General features: G+C 64.7%; 14 protein-coding genes. 7 read left to right on the forward strand and 7 right to left on the reverse strand.

Features of this window, described 5'->3' with window-relative positions:
• The first annotated feature begins 90 nt into the window (after positions 1 to 90).
• Positions 91 to 1,488 carry a dihydrolipoyl dehydrogenase gene (lpdA, locus tag EOB80_RS20110; protein WP_127329246.1) on the forward strand — a complete coding sequence of 466 codons (1,398 nt, stop codon included), beginning with the start codon at positions 91 to 93 and terminating at the stop codon, positions 1,486 to 1,488.
• 233 nt (positions 1,489 to 1,721) lie between these two features.
• Here the strand turns inward: lpdA and EOB80_RS20120 are convergent, their stop codons facing one another.
• Positions 1,722 to 2,825, reverse strand: coding sequence for a saccharopine dehydrogenase family protein (locus EOB80_RS20120; RefSeq protein ID WP_127329248.1), 1,104 nt, complete (start codon positions 2,823 to 2,825; stop codon positions 1,722 to 1,724).
• 115 nt (positions 2,826 to 2,940) lie between these two features.
• On the opposite strand from EOB80_RS20120, the gene EOB80_RS20125 reads away from it, so the two are divergent.
• Entirely contained in the window at positions 2,941 to 3,369 is a 429-nt protein-coding gene (locus EOB80_RS20125) for an Lrp/AsnC family transcriptional regulator (RefSeq protein WP_127329250.1), read from the forward strand.
• Between the two features lie 165 nt (positions 3,370 to 3,534).
• Here EOB80_RS20125 and EOB80_RS20130 read toward each other — a convergent pair whose 3' ends face one another.
• The 4 genes from EOB80_RS20130 to EOB80_RS20145 form a co-directional block, all read right to left on the reverse strand.
• Entirely contained in the window at positions 3,535 to 4,905 is a 1,371-nt protein-coding gene (locus EOB80_RS20130; protein WP_127329252.1) for a HAMP domain-containing sensor histidine kinase, read from the reverse strand.
• Positions 4,902 to 5,579, reverse strand: coding sequence for a winged helix-turn-helix domain-containing protein (locus EOB80_RS20135; protein WP_127329254.1), 678 nt, complete (start codon positions 5,577 to 5,579; stop codon positions 4,902 to 4,904). Before EOB80_RS20135 ends, EOB80_RS20130 begins: the two co-directional genes overlap by 4 nt.
• A gap of 171 nt (positions 5,580 to 5,750) precedes the next feature.
• Entirely contained in the window at positions 5,751 to 6,548 is a 798-nt protein-coding gene (locus EOB80_RS20140; protein ID WP_127329256.1) for a hypothetical protein, read from the reverse strand.
• A 264-nt stretch (positions 6,549 to 6,812) separates the two neighbouring features.
• Entirely contained in the window at positions 6,813 to 7,298 is a 486-nt protein-coding gene (locus EOB80_RS20145; RefSeq protein WP_127329258.1) for a hypothetical protein, read from the reverse strand.
• 221 nt (positions 7,299 to 7,519) lie between these two features.
• On the opposite strand from EOB80_RS20145, the gene EOB80_RS20150 reads away from it, so the two are divergent.
• Positions 7,520 to 7,885 carry a RidA family protein gene (locus tag EOB80_RS20150; RefSeq protein ID WP_013528752.1) on the forward strand — a complete coding sequence of 122 codons (366 nt, stop codon included), beginning with the start codon at positions 7,520 to 7,522 and terminating at the stop codon, positions 7,883 to 7,885.
• A gap of 28 nt (positions 7,886 to 7,913) precedes the next feature.
• Positions 7,914 to 9,149, forward strand: coding sequence for an amidohydrolase/deacetylase family metallohydrolase (locus EOB80_RS20155; protein ID WP_127329260.1), 1,236 nt, complete (start codon positions 7,914 to 7,916; stop codon positions 9,147 to 9,149).
• 94 nt (positions 9,150 to 9,243) lie between these two features.
• Here the strand turns inward: EOB80_RS20155 and EOB80_RS20160 are convergent, their stop codons facing one another.
• Positions 9,244 to 11,094 (reverse strand): NAD(P)/FAD-dependent oxidoreductase, encoded by a 1,851-nt coding sequence (locus EOB80_RS20160; protein WP_245466397.1) that lies wholly within the window; start codon positions 11,092 to 11,094, stop codon positions 9,244 to 9,246.
• A gap of 114 nt (positions 11,095 to 11,208) precedes the next feature.
• Positions 11,209 to 12,153, reverse strand: a complete 945-nt coding sequence (locus tag EOB80_RS20165; RefSeq protein WP_127329262.1) for a MurR/RpiR family transcriptional regulator — start codon at positions 12,151 to 12,153, stop codon at positions 11,209 to 11,211.
• Positions 12,154 to 12,490: 337 nt separating this feature from the next.
• Between EOB80_RS20165 and EOB80_RS20170 the strand changes: the two genes are divergently transcribed.
• From EOB80_RS20170 to EOB80_RS20180, 3 genes are all read left to right on the forward strand, one after another.
• Positions 12,491 to 13,318 (forward strand): ABC transporter ATP-binding protein, encoded by an 828-nt coding sequence (locus EOB80_RS20170; protein WP_027037522.1) that lies wholly within the window; start codon positions 12,491 to 12,493, stop codon positions 13,316 to 13,318.
• The gene (locus EOB80_RS20175; RefSeq protein WP_127329264.1) at positions 13,315 to 14,175 is read left to right on the forward strand and encodes an ABC transporter permease; all 861 of its coding nucleotides are present in this window, start codon (positions 13,315 to 13,317) and stop codon (positions 14,173 to 14,175) included. The genes EOB80_RS20170 and EOB80_RS20175 overlap by 4 nt, the downstream gene beginning before the upstream one ends.
• 70 nt (positions 14,176 to 14,245) lie before the next feature.
• Positions 14,246 to 15,409 (forward strand): ABC transporter substrate-binding protein, encoded by a 1,164-nt coding sequence (locus EOB80_RS20180; RefSeq protein ID WP_127329266.1) that lies wholly within the window; start codon positions 14,246 to 14,248, stop codon positions 15,407 to 15,409.
• Positions 15,410 to 15,671 lie beyond the last annotated feature (262 nt).

Here is a 15,671-nt window from a genome sequence, read left to right on the forward strand (position 1 = left end):
CCTCGAGGGGGGAGATTACGCGCTTCGAGGGCGGCGCGAAGGACCCAACATTATCTGCCTTCCAGCACCATTGTGAACCAGGATGCCAAGATGAAAGAAATCTCCTGCAAGCTGCTCGTCATCGGCGCCGGTCCCGGTGGTTACGTCTGCGCTATCCGTGCCGGGCAGCTCGGCGTCGACACGGTGATCGTCGAGGCGGGCAAACCGGGCGGCACCTGCCTCAATGTCGGCTGCATCCCGTCCAAGGCGCTGATCCATGCGGCCGAAGAGTTCGAGAAAGTGTCGCACATGGAAGGCGGCAAGAGCCCGCTCGGCATTTCGCTCACCGCGCCGACGCTCGACCTGGCGAAGACAATCGCCTGGAAGGACGGCATCGTGAGCCGGCTCAACAGCGGCGTCGCCGGCCTGCTCAAGAAGGCCGGCGTGAAGACCGTGCATGGCTGGGCGGTTTTTCGCGATGGCAAGACCGTCGCGGTCGAGACCGAGACGGGAAGCCAAGTCATCCGCGCCGAGGCGATCGTCATCGCCACCGGCTCGGCGCCGGTCGAATTGCCGTTCCTGCCCTTTGGCGGCCCGGTGATTTCCTCCACGGAGGCGCTGACGCTAAGCGAAGTGCCGAAAAAACTCGCGGTCGTCGGTGGCGGCTATATCGGGCTGGAACTCGGCATGGCCTTCGCCAAGATGGGCGCCAAAGTGACCGTTGTGGAAGCCTTGCCGCGCGTGCTGGCGCAGTATGACGCCGAACTCACCCGGCCGGTGGTCAAGCGGCTCAATGCACTGGGCATCGAGGTGATGCCGGGTGCCAAGGCCAAGGGACTGTCGACTAAAGGCGACGCGCTGCTGGTCGAGACCTCGGACGGCAAGAGCGCCAAGGTCGCCGCCGAAAAAATCTTGGTGACGGTCGGCCGCAAGCCGGTGACCGAAGGCTGGGGGCTCGACCAGATCGACCTCGACAGGGCAGGCAAATTCATCCGCATCGACGACCAGTGCCGCACCTCCATGCGCGGCATCTTCGCCATCGGCGACGTCACCGGCGAGCCGATGCTGGCGCACCGGGCGATGGCCCAGGGCGAGATGGTCGCCGAGATCGCCGCCGGTCACAAGCGCAACTGGGACAAGCGCTCGATACCCGCCGTCTGCTTCACCGATCCGGAACTTGTGACGGCAGGCCTGTCGCCGGAAGAGGCCAAGGCGCTCGGCGGCGAGATCAAGATCGGCATGTTCCCGTTCGCTGCCAACGGCCGGGCGATGACCAAGCTCGGCGAGGACGGTTTTGTTCGGGTCGTCGCGCGCGCGGACAACCATCTGGTGCTCGGCATTCAGGCGGTCGGGCAGGGCGTCTCGGAACTGGCGGCGGCTTTTGGACTGGCGCTGGAGATGGGCGCGAGGCTGGAGGACATTGCCGGCACGATCCATGCCCATCCGACGCAAGGCGAAGGGTTCCAGGAAGCGGCGCTCAAGGCGCTGGGCCACGCGTTGCATGTTTGATTCGTGATAGTGCAAAGGCGGTGATGCTGGCGGGACACTCGCCCCCCTCTGTCCTGCCGGACATCTCCCCCTCAAGGGGGGAGATCAGCAGTTTCGGGCAACCCGCCTCTTCCAAGACTTTGAAAATTGGCGAAATCTAAGATGACAGCCGATCTCCCCCCTAGAGGGGGAGATGCCCGGCAGGGCAGAGGGGGGCACTGTCCCGCCAGCCTCTCACAAGAGAGAAACGCTGATCACCCCGCCAGCCGGCTCACCATCTCGTGCTGCGCATAGGCGCGCCCGAAACGGTTGGCCAGAAACGCGTCAAGCGCGATGTCTTCCTGCTTGATGAAACCCGTCGCCGGCAGGCTGCCGTCGGCCAGCATGTCGAGCACGGCGCAGATGCCGGACGCCGTGGTGATCTGGATGGCGCTTCGCACCTGGTCGCCGATGCGCCTGGAGTAGATCTTGTTGGCGTAGGTCTCCTGCAGCAGGCGGCCGTTCTTGCGGCCGGAGACGGTGACGAAGACGATGACCACGTCCTGCAGCGTCGCCGGCAGGGCGCTCTCGAAAATGTCTTTCAGCACGTCACGGCGGTGGCGCAGGCCGAGATCGTTGAGCAGCGCCTTCATGATCGCGGCGTGGCCGGGATAGCGGATGGTGCGGTAGTTCAGCGTGCGCACTCTGCCCTTCAGCGTCTCGGCCAGCGTGCCAAGGCCGCCGGAGGTGTTGAACGCTTCGTAGGTGACGCCGTCGAGCGAGAACTCCTCGCGCTCTTCCAGTGGCGGCACCTCGACCAGCTCGCCTTCGACGATCGCCTCGCAGGGCTCGCAATATTCGTTGATGACGCCGTCGGTGCTCCAGGTCAGATTGTAGTTCAGCGCATTGGAGGGATATTGCGGCAAAGCGCCGACGCGCATGCGCACGCTCTCCAGCGAATCGAAACGGCTGGCGAGATCGTTGGCGACGATCGAGATGAAGCCCGGCGCCAGGCCGCATTGCGGAATGAAGGCGTTTCTGGCCGAAACCGCCAGTTCCTTGACGCGGCGGGTCGAGACGACATCCTCGGTCAGGTCGAGATAATGCACGCCGGCGGTTGCCGCCGCTTCCGCAATGCGGGTGGTCAGATGGAAGGGAGCGGCGCTGAGCACCGCGAATTTGCCGGCGAGTGCGGCTTCAAGCGTGCCGGCGGCTTCGATGTCGAGTTCCAGCGTCGCAACCGTGGCCGGCAGTTCGGCGGAAGCGAGCTGTGCCGCCGAGCGGTCGACGAGCGTGACCTGATAATCCCCCGTGGCGGCGAGCATCTCGGCAATGGTCGAGCCGATCTTGCCGGCACCGACAACGACAATTTTCTTCATGACCGATCCCTCACTGATTGTGAGCCCAGATTCGCAGCTTGCCCGTCGAATGGAAGCGTGGTTTTGTTCGAAACGAAACCGTTGATTGGACGGTCTGCCGAGAAGAATCGTCGAAATGCTCAGTGACGCCGAACAGGCTCTGCTTTCCCTGCTGCGCGAGAATGCCCGCGCCTCGACCGCCGAGCTGGCGCGGCGGCTTGGCGTGTCTCGAACGACCGTGCAGAGCCGCATCGAGCGGCTGGAGCAGCGCGGCATCATATCAGGTTATGGCGTGCGACTGGCGCCGGACTACGAGCAGGGGCTGGTGCGGGCGCATGTACTGCTCACCGTGACGCCCAAGCTCGCCGACAAGGTGGTGCGCGGCCTGCGCGCCCTGACGACGGTCCGGACGCTGCATTCGGTCAGCGGCAATTTCGACATGATCGTCATCGTCGACGCACCATCGATCCGCGACCTCGACATGCTGCTCGACCAGATCGGCGCCATGGATGGGGTCGAGCGGACCCTGTCGTCAATCATCCTGTCGACGCGGATTGATCGGTGAAGCTGCTGGTCTCCCCCCCTCGAGGGGGAGATGGCCGGCAGGCCAGAGGAGGTCGGTTCGACCGGATGCGACCTCCTTGCGACAGATGGAGGCTGGCGCTTCACGCGAGGCGACCCCCTCTGTCGCCTTCGGCGACATCTCCCCCTCAAGGGGGGAGATCGGCCTCTAACCCGTCGCCAGCGGAAAACTCACCGCCACCGCAAGCCCGGGCTGCCCATCGCCCAGCGTGATCGATGCGCCATGCAGATCGGCAATCGCTCGCACAAGGCTGAGACCCAGCCCGCTGCCCGGCGTCGACCGGCTATGGTCCAGCCGATAAAGCCGCTGAAACACTTTTTCATGTTCGTCGGCGGGAATGCCGGGACCGTTGTCGGCGACGCCGGCAACGACGCGTTCGTCCTGGCGCGCCACCGACAGCTTTATCGTCGTGCCCGATGGACAATGGCGCAGCGCGTTCTCGACCAGATTGGCGAACATCTGCGTCAACAGCTCGCGATCGCCATGGATCCGGTCCGTCGTTTCCTGTGGTTGCGCCAACGACAGCGACTTTCCGTCGTCCTCGGCAACATCGGCATAGATCTCGGCGATGGTTTGCAGCACCTCGCCCAGATCGACATCGGTGAACCGCGCCCGGCGGGCGCCGGCCTCGATCTGCGCGATGCGCAGCAGGGCATCGAAGGTCTCGTTGATCTGCAGGCTCTCGGCATGCGCGTCGGCCAGTTCGCGGGCGACCTTTTGACCTGACAGGTTCTTTTCGGACGCGGTGTCGAGGATCATCTGCAGCCGGTTGAGCGGCGTCTTCAGGTCGTGGGCGATGTTGGCGCTGACCTGTTTCATGCCTTCGACCAGTGCCGACAGGCGGTCGAGCGCGGCATTGACCTGGCTGGAGACGATGTCGATGTCATCGCCCTTGCCGGTCAGCGGAATGCGGGTGTCCAGCCGTCCGTGCGAGACATCCACCATGGTGGCGGCGATGCCGTCGAGACGGCGCTGGACCCGCGAGGCCAGCAGGGCGCCGCCGGCGACCGCCAGCCCGGTGATGATCAGGGTTCCCCAGCCAAAGCTCATCAGCACGATCCTCTCCAGCTCCTCCGTCTCGGAAAGGCTAAAGGCGACGGTCAGGGTGTTGCCGCCGACCGGGCCGGAATAGGCGCGGTACTCGGCGCCGGGCGGCACGCCGGGCATTTCGGTGTCGAACATCGAGAAGCCGTCGGGAAGCCCTGCCGCGGTGAAGTTGCCGGCCAGGCGATTGCCCGTCGCGTCGGTCAGCGAAAACAGCTGCTCCTTCCTAGGGCTGCGCAGGGAGTGGCTGCCGACGGTCTCGACCAGCTCCTTGAGATCGTTCTCGGCATAGGTCGCTGCGACGACCGCGTAGGTCTCCTTGATGGTGTCGTCGAGCCGCTCGGCAAGATCGGCGCTCATCATCTGGTAGACGATGGCGCCAGACAGGACGAAGGCGAGCACGAACAGGAAGGCGAAGGTCAGAGCCAGCCGGAACGGCGTGCTGCGCAGCAGGCGGGACCATGTTCCGGTCATGACGGCGCGTGCAGGCTGTAGCCGGTGTTGCGGACGGTGTGGATGAGCTGGGTTTCGAAGGGCTTGTCGACCTTGGCCCGCAGCCGGCTGATATGGGTCTCGACGACGCTGGTCCTGGGATCGAAATGAAAATCCCAGACGCGCTCCAGAAGCATTGTGCGGGTGATGACGCGGCCTTCGCCGCGCATCAGCACTTCCAACAGGCTGAACTCCCTGGGCTGCAGGTCGATCGGCTGACCCTGCCTCGTGACCCGCCGCATGATCAGGTCCATTTCGAGATCGGCGACCCGCAGCACGGTTTTCTGCTCCTGCGCCGCCGGCCGCCGGCCGAGCGCGTTGATGCGGGCGAGGAGCTCGGAAAAGGCGAAGGGCTTGACCAGATAGTCGTCGCCGCCGGCCTCCAGCCCCTCGACGCGATCGTCGATGCCGCCGACGGAGGTGAGAAAGATCGCCGGCGTCCGTACGCCCGCGGCACGCACCGCCTTGACCATCGACAGGCCGTCGAGGCCGGGGATCATCCGGTCGGCGACGATCACGTCGTAATTGCCCCGTGTCGCCGCGAACAGCGCGTCATGTCCATTGCGCAGGAGGTCGCAGACATGGCCGGCCTCGGTCAGTCCCCTGACGATATAGTCGGCCGTCCTGTGGTCGTCCTCGACGAGAAGCAGTCGCATGAAAGGTCCGGTCCTTTGCCGAGGTGGAGAGGCTATCACCGGCACGGGCTTGTTCCTAGGATGTCACGAAGGCGCAGGCATTCGGAGCGGCTTCTCCCAACTTCGTCATCGTCGGGTCCGCGCTGCGTCGCTACGCTCCTTGCTCCGCGCGCGGATGACGAGGCCAAGGCTTCAGTCCAGGTCCAGCAACAGTTCATCGGCCTCGTCGGTTGCCTCCTTCAGGGTCATGTGCAGGACAAGCGCAAAGATACAGCCAAGGAAGAGCAGGCTGGTGAAGATGGTGCCGAGACCCAGGCCGCCGTGCCTGGCCGACCGCGACAGCAGGTCGCCGAACGAAGCGCCAAGCGGCCGCGTCAGGATATAGGCGAGCCAGAAGGCCAGGATGCCGTCGAGACTGAGCAGCCAGTAGGCGAGCGCTATCAGCGCGATGACGCCGCCGAACAGCAGCCCCGATGTGAGGTAGTCCATGTCGAAGCTTTCGGCGACGAGGTCGCCGGCGGCGGTGCCGAGCGCGAAGGTCAAGAGGATCGCCAGCCAGTAGAAGATCTCGCGCCTGGTGGTGAAGATGGTGTGGATCGACAGCGTCCTTTCGCTGGCGTACCAGACCGCGAATGTCGCGGCGAGCGCGACCGAGAAGGCGATGGTTGCCGTCTGCAGGCGCACGCCGAAACTGTCGACGAGGCTGTCCGTCACCAGCGTGCCGACGATGCTGATCAGCACCACCGCCGGCCAATAAGCCCACGGCACATAGCATTTCCGCGTAAACTGCAGGACAAGGGCCGCGATCAGGATGCCGGTCATGATCAGCGAGGTGGCGGTCAGCCCGAGCCCGATTGTGTCGGCAAGATAATCCGCCGCGGTCTCGCCCGTGGTGACCGCCATCAGCTTGACCAGCCAGAAGTCGAGGGTGACGTCGGGAACCCTGTTGTGGCTTGGTGCGGCGGGTTGTTGCCTGTTGGGCGCGAGCATGGCTGAAGTCCAGAAGTCGACGGTTGCGGCGGGGCGATGGCGATCCGCCCCGCGCATCGTAAACAAACGAGTTCACACCGGCCTGTCCGGCGGCATACAAATTCGTAAGAATGGGCGCAAAGGCATTGCCAATGTCTGGCGATGCGTTTGATGAAATGCGGCGCCTTGCATCCGCCATCGCTGTTCAACGGCTCGCTGATGGCGGCCGCGGTGCCGGGCCGCACGTTCGGCCCGACCCATCCTGCGCTCTGGTGATCGGTGGTTCTAGCTGCCGAGCGGATGCGGCATGTAGCCGACGAAGCCTGATATCTTCCAGCTGCCGCCGACCTTGCTGCAGAAATACAGCGTCTGCCATTTCAAGCGGTCGACGCTGCCGTCCGCCTTGGCAACCGAGCCGTCGAATTTCTTGTGCAGCACGGCGCGGTCGCCGTCGACATCGATGTCGCGCATGTTGGTGACGCGAAACAGCGCCTCGCGCAGCGGCTCGGCGAATTTGGTCGCCGCCGTCTCCTTGGCCTGGCGCAGCCATTCGTCGCGGTAGATGTCCAGCCTTGGAAACTGCAGCCGCCAGGCATCGGCATTGCTGAGGAAATGCGCATGCATGCCGAAGAAGCTCTCGGCGACGAAATCATCCTCGACCATGGCCCAGTCCTGGCCGATGAAGGCGTCGATGTCGCGCCGCACCAGCATTTCCCAGAGCGCGTGGCGATCGGCATCGCCTGATGGAAACGGGTTCTTGTCGTAAGTCATCGCTGGGTGTCTCCGCTCTGGCAAATGCGTCTGTAGGTTGCGGCTTCCAAGCCGCCCGTCAGCGCGTACGATGCAAGCGCTCTTGTAATAAAGCAACACGGATTTCGAAGAATGTTGCTTTCCAACAAGCCCCCTATGAGGATCGCCCCGATCGGCGTAAATGTCGATCGAAGCGGGCGCCGCCATGGCACCCCGTCCTGTCATCAGAGGAGGCTTGTCCCTTGCCGAAACAGTGTTTTGGAACATCGCATGTGCCGTTGTCGCCAGCCGTGCGGGCCGGCGATCTCGTCTATGTCTCGGGCCAGGTTCCCGTCGGCAGCGACGGCATCGTGGTCAAGGGCGGCATATCGGAACAGACCGAGCAGGTGCTCGCCAATATCAAGGCCGCGCTGGCGCTGGCCGGCTGCACCATGGACGATGTGGTGAAGACCACGGTCTGGCTGGAAGATGCGCGCGACTTCGGCGCCTTCAACGCGGTTTATGCCCGGCATTTCCCCAAAAACCCGCCGGCCCGCACCACGGTCGAATCGCGGCTGATGATCGATATCAAGATCGAGGTCGAGGCGGTCGCTTACCGGCCTCTGTAGGCAAAGCAACGAAGCGGAGGTGACCGCAATGCAATTCGACCTCCTGCTGAAGGGCGGACGGCTGATCGATCCGGCCGCTGGCCTCGACGCGCCGCGCGATGTCGCCATCGCCAATGGCCGCGTTGCCGCAGTCGATGCCGATATCCCGGCGGACAGCGCAGCGCAGATCGTCGATGCCGGCGGCTGCATCGTCACGCCGGGCCTGGTCGACCTGCACAGCCACGTCTATTGGGGCGGCACGTCGCTTGGCGTCGATGCCGACCGGCTGGCCGCCAAGAGCGGCACCACCACCTTCATCGATGCGGGCAGTGCCGGCGCCGGCAATTTCCTCGGCTTCCGCCGCCATGTCATGGAGCGCTCGAAGGTCCGCATCCTGGCCTATGTCAACATTTCCTTTGCCGGCATTTTCGGCTTCTCGCAGACGGTGTCGGTCGGCGAGTGCAGCGACCTCAGGCTGTGCGAACCGCGCGAGGTGGTCGCAGCCGCGCGCGAGCACCGCGATGTCGTGGTCGGCGTAAAAGTCCGCTCCGGCAAGCATGCCGGCGGCACCAGCGGCATCGCCCCGGTGGATCTGGCGCTGGAGGCCGCCGACCAGGCCGGCCTGCCGCTGATGGCGCATATAGACGAGCCGCCGCCCGGCCGCTCGGAGGTGCTGCCGCGGCTGCGCAGGGGCGACATTCTCACCCACTGCTTCCGGCCGTTTCCCAATGCGCCGGTATTTGCTTCCGGCGCGGTGCGGCCGGACATGCGGCTGGCGCGCGAGCGCGGCGTCATCTTCGACATCGGCCACGGCATGGGCTCGTTCGATTTCGCCGTCGCCCGCGCCATGCTCGAGGAAGGGCTGGCGCCCGACGTGATCTCGAGCGACGTGCATCTCTACTGCGTCGACGGTCCCGCCTTCGACATACTGGTCTGCATGTCGAAGCTGCTGGCGCTCGGCATGCCGCTGGTCGAGGTCCTGCGCGCCGCGACGCAAGCGCCGGCGCGGGCGATCGCGCGGCCTGATCTGGGCACGCTGGCGGTGGGCACTGTCGGCGATGTCGCTGTGCTCCGGCAGCGCCCGGGCCGCTTCACCTTCGTCGACGCGGTCGGCGCGTCATTGATCGCCGACCAGAGGCTGGTGTCGGATGGCATCGTTATCGGCGGCACCTGGTGGCCGAACGAGGCGGTGAATGATGTCAGCGAGACCGAGCGGTTTGTGGCGCAGGCGTCGCATACGCATGTCGAGGTTGCGGCGAGGCATTTCGGGCATCGGCACGATTAGCGATCTCCCCCCTTGAGGGGGGAGATGGCCGGCAGGCCAGAGGGGGTCGGCTCGACTGGATGCGACCTCCTTGCGGCAGATGGAGGCTGGCGCTCTACGCGCGGCGACCCCCTCTGTCGCCTTGGGCGACATCTCCCCCTCGAGGGGGGAGATCAGCAGCGCCTGAATTGCTCGGCTTCCCGTAAACCGGCGTCTCAATGCCTTCCATCCGCGCCTTGATCTGCAGCGCCACATATTTCGAATAGAAGCGCGACAGCGCCAGATTGCCGCCGTGGAACCAAAGCGCTTCCTGCGCGGTCGGCTTCCACATGTTGCGCAGCTCGCCTTGCCAGGGTCCGGGATCGCCCTTGACGCCCGAGCCAAGCCCCCAGCAGGGGCCGACCTTGTCGGCGACTTCGCGCGAGACGATCGAAGCCACCGTCTCGTTCATCGACTGATAGCCGGTGCAGGCGATGATGGCGTCGGCGGCGAGTTCACTGCCGTCCTCGAACAGGATGCCGCTCGGGGTCAGCGACTTGATGGCGACGCCGTTGCGGATACCGATCTTGCCGTCGATGATCAGGTCGGAAGCGCCGACATCGATATAGTAGCCGGAGCCGGTGCGGTAGGCCTTCATCAGAAGGCCGGTCTCGTCCTCGCCGAAATCGAGGGCGAAGCCGGCGGCGCGCAAGCGATCGTAAAAGGCCGCGTCGCGCGCCTTGATCACCTCGTAGAGCGCCCGCTGGCCCTTGGGCACCAGCGCGAACGGCGTCGAGGCGACGATCATGTCGGCCTTCTCGGTGGTGATGCCGCGTGCCAGTGCGTCTTCCGAGAAGATCTCGAAGCCGACTTCCATCAGCGTGTCCGATTTGACCACCGTCGTCGGCGAACGCTGGATCATTGTGACCTCGGCGCCGCTTTCCCAGAGGTCGACGCAGACGTCATGGCCGGAGCTTGCCGCGCCGATGACCGCGACTCGTCTGCCGCGGAATTTGTCGCCGCTGGCATACTGGCTGGAGTGCAGCAACTCGCCCTTGAACCGGTCGGCGCCCGGCAGATCGATCCGCCGTGGCGGGCCATAGGCGCCGGTGGCGAAGACGATGTGCTTCGGCTTCAGCGTGATCTGGCGGCCGACGCGGTCGACCACCACGGTCCAGACTTTTTCGGCCTCATCATAGGACGCGCTCAGGCATTTCGTGGCGACCCAGTAATTGAGCTCCATGACGCGCGTGTACATTTCCAGCCAGTCGCCCATCTTGTCCTTGGGCGTGAACACCGGCCAGTTTTCGGGGAAGGGAATGTAGGGCAGATGGTCGTACCAGACCGGATCGTGCAACACGAGCGTGCGATAGCGGTTGCGCCAGGAATCGCCCGGCCGCGCATTCTTCTCGATGACGATGGTGGGCACGCCGAGCTGGCGCAGCCGCGCCCCCAGCATGATGCCGCCCTGGCCGCCGCCGATGACCAGGCAGTAGGGCTGTTCCTCGGTGCCGAGCTCGCGCGTCTCGCGCGCCCGCGCCTCCGACCAGGTCTCGCGCTTTGGATCGGCCTTGTGGCGCACGCCAAGCGGCCGCTTCGCCCCCTTGCGCTCCTCGAAGCCTTTCAGGTCCGTCATTGCCGTGAACAGCGTGCGGCAGCGGCCGTCGCGCAGCCGCATGATGCCCTCTCCCCTGGCCACCGCGGTTTCGAAGCTGAACCACGCCTCGATGGTGCCATCGTCCGAGATCGCCTCGCCGGTCAGTTGCCACGCGCTCGGCTTGGCCGTCGCCAGCGTCGCCGCCAGCATGTCGGCGATCGCTTCGCGGCCTTCCATGGTGGTGATGTTCCAGGTGAAGGTCAGGAGATCGCGCCAGTAGCAATCGTCGACGAACAGGTTGCTCGCAGCGGCCACGTCGCCGGCTGCGAGTGCCTGCGCCAGGGATTCGAGCCATGCGGCTGCCTGTTTCTTCGGTGCTATTTCGAGCATTTCTTTCCTCTTTGTGCATGCGCCCAATCCAAGTTGGGATCATCAATTGTTGAACTCGGCGCCGCCCCTCATCCGCCTGCCGGCACCTTCTCCCCGTGAACGGGGAGAAGGGAGCTAGTCTCCGAGCGGCTCCATCTCCTTGCCGGTGCGGTGGATCTGGGCGTTGTATTTGATGCGGCGCACGGTCTCGCGGGCCGAACCGTCGAGCTTGTAGGCCGAGGCCACCGCCAGAAGGTCGATCGCCGCCAGGAAGGCGAAGCGCGAGGCCGTCGGCTTCAGCGTGTCGGGATATTCCGGGACCGCCACCGTCAACCTGACGTCGCAGGCGCGGGCGAGTTCGGTGTCGGGCGCGGTTACGGCGATGGCGTTGGCGCGGTAGTGCTTGGCGAGCTCGACGGCCTCGATCACCTCGCGGGTGCGTCCGGTCGCCGAAATGGCGATCACCAGATCGCCCGGCTTGAGCGTCGAGGCGGTCATGCGCATCAGATAGGGGTCGCACTGGGCGCTGACGGTGATGCCGTAGCGGAACAGCCGGTATTGGGTTTCCTGCGCCAGCGCCGAGGAGCTGCCGCCGAGGCCGAACACGGTGACCTGGCGCGCCTTGGCGATCAGATCGGCGGCTTTCTGCAGCTGCGCCGGGTCGAGCTGCCGCTCGGCCTCCTGCAGCGCCCGGCGCGCCTCGCCGAATACGGCGTTCCAGAACGGCATGCCATTGTCATTGCTGACGGAGGGCGACTTGGCCAGATAGAGCGCACCGACGACGAGGCTCTGCGCCAGCTTCAGCTTGAAGTCGCGCACGCCCTCGCAGCCGATAGCGCGGCAGAACCGGGTCACCGTCGGTTCGCTGACCCCGGCGCGCTGGGCAAGGGCGGCGTTGGACGCGTCGACGGCATATTTGACGTCGTCGAGCACGACATCGGCGACACGCCGTTCGGCCGGGCGCAATTCGCTGTAGGAATCCTTGACCAGCGAGATGATGTCGGGAATGCGCCGGACAGGATCGCGCCCCTCGGTATCGGGGCCTGGAACAGGCTCGTCCTGGCTGCCAGCTTCGTTCATGGGGTCCTGGTCTTTCCCTGGGTTGCTAGGCTGCCGTCTTAGCATGTTTGCACGCCCTGGCTCCACGCGCCCGACCGCATCGCAACCGCAGCGTGTCGTAGGGTAAAGCTCACCTTCCTCCGGTCCTCTCCGATCCGTGTCAGTTCCGAAGTATGTAGGAAAGCAACATGCATTTCAAGGCCGCAAAACCGATATCAAAACAAGCAGATAGGCATACTAATCGATTTTCCTGATACGGTGGCCATCGTCGGTCCTTGACAGAAAAGTAGGATAGTTACAGACTGATTTTCGCTGGGGATGAGCCAATGGATCATCGCGCAATCTTCCCGGGGGGCAGATGAATACGGGCGATGCAAAAAAGCCGAAGCTTGGCGTGCAGGCAGCGACCAAGATCTATCACACGGCCTCCGGCGACCTGCTGGCGCTGGACCGCTGCAGCCTCGATGTCAGCGCCAATGAAATCGTCTCGATCGTCGGCCCTTCCGGCTGCGGCAAGACCACGCTCTTGTGGTCGATGTCGGGCCTGCACAGCCTGACCAGCGGCGAGATCCGGCTCGATGGCAAGGCAATCACCGGTCCGCATCCCGATATCGGCATCGTCTTCCAGGAAGCGAACCTCCTGCCGTGGCGCAATCTCGATGCCAACATCCGCTTTCCTTTCGAGATCAAGGGCGAGAAGCCGGACCGGGCGTGGATCGCGCATCTGCTCAACCGGGTCGGGCTCGACGGCTTCGGCGGCAAATTTCCGCGCGAGCTGTCGGGTGGCATGCAGCAGCGCGCGGCGATCGTGCGGGCGCTGGCGTTGAAGCCCTCGGTGCTTTTGATGGACGAGCCGTTCGGCGCGCTCGACAGCTTCACCCGCGAGGAGATGAACCGGCTGGTCGAGGAGATCTGGCTCGACACCAAGACAACCATCGTCTTCATCACCCACTCGATCGAGGAGGCGATCTTCCTCTCCGACCGCGTCGTGGTGCTGAGCGCCCGGCCGGGTCGCGTCGCCAAGGAATATCGCGTGCCGTTTGCGCGGCCGCGCTCGCTTGAGATCATGGCGACGAAAGAGGTCTTCGACCTCACCAACCGTATCAAGATGGACATTGTCGGCGAACGCACGCGGCCAAAAGCGCCGGAGCGCCCGAGCGCCGAGATCGTGAGGATCAGGCCGTGAGCGGAGGCGACGCCATTCCGGAATTTTCGAAGTCCAAGTCGGGTGCCAAGTCGGGCGACGGCCAGGAGGTCAGCCTGACCAATCTGTCGGCCTTCGCCAGCGGCCCCGGCATCAAGTCGGGCAAGGAGGTGGCAGCCATTCTTGCCGTGGCGGTGATCATCATCGGCGGCATCGAACTGGCGCTGCGGCTGTTCCACGTGCCGCTCTACATCATGCCGCCGCCGAGCTCGATCGCCTATGCGCTGTTCGACGAGTTTCCGCTGATCGCGCCGCATCTCGGCTACACGCTCGTCGAGCTGGTGTCCGGCTTCACCATCGGCGCCATCATCGGCCTGGTGCTGGCCGCCGTCATCACCCAGTTCCCGTTCGCCGAGAAGATCGTCGCGCCCTACATCCTGCTTCTGGTCACCACGCCGATGCTGGCGCTGGTGCCGCTGCTGATCCTGCGCTTCGGCTTCGGCTACACGCCGCGCATCATCGCGGTGGCGCTGGCCGCCGGGCCGATGGTGATGATCAATGCCGCCACCGGCTTTCGCCGCGTCGACAGCGCCAAGATCGCGCTGGCACGCTCCTATGGCGCCAGCACCCTGCAGATCTTCTGGAAGATCCGTGCGCCGATGGCGCTGCCGATGATCCTGGTCGGGCTGATGATCGGCGCCATCTTCGGCCTGTTGACCGCGGTCGGCGCGGAGATGGTCGGCGGCGGCTTCGGCCTCGGCAACCGGCTGACGACCTATTCGTCGATGATCCAGATGCCGCAGTTCTTCGCCGTGGTGCTGATCCTGTCGACGCTCGGCATCCTGATCTACGTGCTGTTCTTCCTGATCGGCAAGAAATGGGCGAGCTGGGAGGCTTGAACACAAAAGTACAGACGACGCCCGGGAGGCGGGCGGCAAGAAACTGACTCAAACAAAAAAGGGGAATGCCATGACCAAAGAGAACTCGATCAACCCGGCGGGGATCAGCCGCCGCACTTTCCTGCAGGTGACCGGCGCCGGGCTGGTGACTGCCACGGCGCTTGGCGCCACCGGCCTCAAGGCCAGGGCCGAACCTTACGGAAAATTCACCTGGATCTCGCCGCGCGGCACCCTCGAAGTGCTCGACGACTATCCCTACTGGGCAGCCAAGAAAGCCGGCTATTTCGAAGGGCTGGACACCGACATGCAGCCGGGACCGTCGGACGGCACCGCGACGGTGAAGTTCGTCGATGTCGGCCAGGCGGATATGGGCTTCCCGTCGCCCGGCGTGTTCTCCTTCGCCATCCAGAACGGCATGAAGCTGAAGTCGGTGTTCCATATGGGCGCCCGCGACACGTTCAGCATCGCCTTCCGCAAGGGCGAGGGCTCGAACGACCTGAAGAAGCTGGAAGGCAAGACCATCCTGCTCGGCTCAGCCGCCTGGCAGTCGATCACCGACCCGCTGCTGGCGGCGCAGGGCGTCGACATCAAGAAGGTCAAATATGTCGAAGCCGGCTGGCCGACATGGGGCACGGCTCTTGCCGGCGGCCAGGGCGACGCTGCCCTGTCGTGGGAAGGCCTGCGCGCCGAATGGATCGCCAAGGGGCTCGACTTCGAATACTGGCTCGGCGTGCAGAACTCGAAGCTGCCGGCCAACACTTTCGTCGTGCGCGCCGCCGACCTCGAGGATGCCGACAAGAAGGCGTTACTGGAAAAGTACCTGCGCGGCTGGGCGATGGGCCTCGAATTCGGCTACCAGAATCCCCGCGCGGCCGTCGAAGCGGTGTTCGAGCAATTCCCGACGCTGGCCAAGAATCTCGGGCCGGAGCTCGGCACCACGTCGATCCTGCAGCAGATCAACGTCTTCCGCGGCGACATGGACAAGCGCGGCGGCTGGGGCTCGCACGACATGGCGAGCTGGCAGGGCTTCTTCGACGAGATCCACAAGATCGGCCAGATCACCGCTCCGGTGAAGGCCGAGGATGTCTGCACCAACGATTTGATCGGCCCGGCCAATGATTTCGACAAGGCCAAGGTCAAGGCCGATGCCGACGGCGTCAAGCTGTCGGAAGGTTTTGCCGCGCTCGATGTCGAGAAGATCAAGGCGCATCTGTTCGATTCGGCGGTGAAGTAGGGCTGGCAATTGTCCAGGTCAGCGCCGCCCCTCACCTGCCTGCCGGCATCCTCTCCCCGTAACCGGGGCGAGGGGACGCTGTCGTTGATGATTTCGCCAATCGCCAACATTGCGGCCAGCCCTTTCTCCCCGTCACTATACGGGGAGAAATGCCCGGCAGGGCAATGAGGGGCGGCGCCAACCTAAGGTGATTGTCCTGGATAAACATGCGGGCGACGGCAACAGCGCCGCCCAAGATTCAATCAAGAATTTGGGAGGCAGC

This window comes from Mesorhizobium sp. M7A.F.Ca.MR.245.00.0.0, assembly GCF_003997415.1.
Taxonomy (GTDB): domain Bacteria; phylum Pseudomonadota; class Alphaproteobacteria; order Rhizobiales; family Rhizobiaceae; genus Mesorhizobium.

Coding starts and splice junctions, on each gene's coding strand:
- lpdA (WP_127329246.1), top strand. CDS start 91: ATGAAAGAAATCTCCTGCAAGCTGCTCGTCATCGGCGCCGGTCCCGGT.
- EOB80_RS20130 (WP_127329252.1), bottom strand. CDS start 4,905: ATGACCGGAACATGGTCCCGCCTGCTGCGCAGCACGCCGTTCCGGCTG.
- EOB80_RS20165 (WP_127329262.1), bottom strand. CDS start 12,153: ATGAACGAAGCTGGCAGCCAGGACGAGCCTGTTCCAGGCCCCGATACC.
- EOB80_RS20170 (WP_027037522.1), top strand. CDS start 12,491: ATGAATACGGGCGATGCAAAAAAGCCGAAGCTTGGCGTGCAGGCAGCG.
- EOB80_RS20125 (WP_127329250.1), top strand. CDS start 2,941: ATGCTCAGTGACGCCGAACAGGCTCTGCTTTCCCTGCTGCGCGAGAAT.
- EOB80_RS20140 (WP_127329256.1), bottom strand. CDS start 6,548: ATGCTCGCGCCCAACAGGCAACAACCCGCCGCACCAAGCCACAACAGG.
- EOB80_RS20135 (WP_127329254.1), bottom strand. CDS start 5,579: ATGCGACTGCTTCTCGTCGAGGACGACCACAGGACGGCCGACTATATC.
- EOB80_RS20180 (WP_127329266.1), top strand. CDS start 14,246: ATGACCAAAGAGAACTCGATCAACCCGGCGGGGATCAGCCGCCGCACT.
- EOB80_RS20155 (WP_127329260.1), top strand. CDS start 7,914: ATGCAATTCGACCTCCTGCTGAAGGGCGGACGGCTGATCGATCCGGCC.
- EOB80_RS20160 (WP_245466397.1), bottom strand. CDS start 11,094: ATGCTCGAAATAGCACCGAAGAAACAGGCAGCCGCATGGCTCGAATCC.
- EOB80_RS20120 (WP_127329248.1), bottom strand. CDS start 2,825: ATGAAGAAAATTGTCGTTGTCGGTGCCGGCAAGATCGGCTCGACCATT.
- EOB80_RS20145 (WP_127329258.1), bottom strand. CDS start 7,298: ATGACTTACGACAAGAACCCGTTTCCATCAGGCGATGCCGATCGCCAC.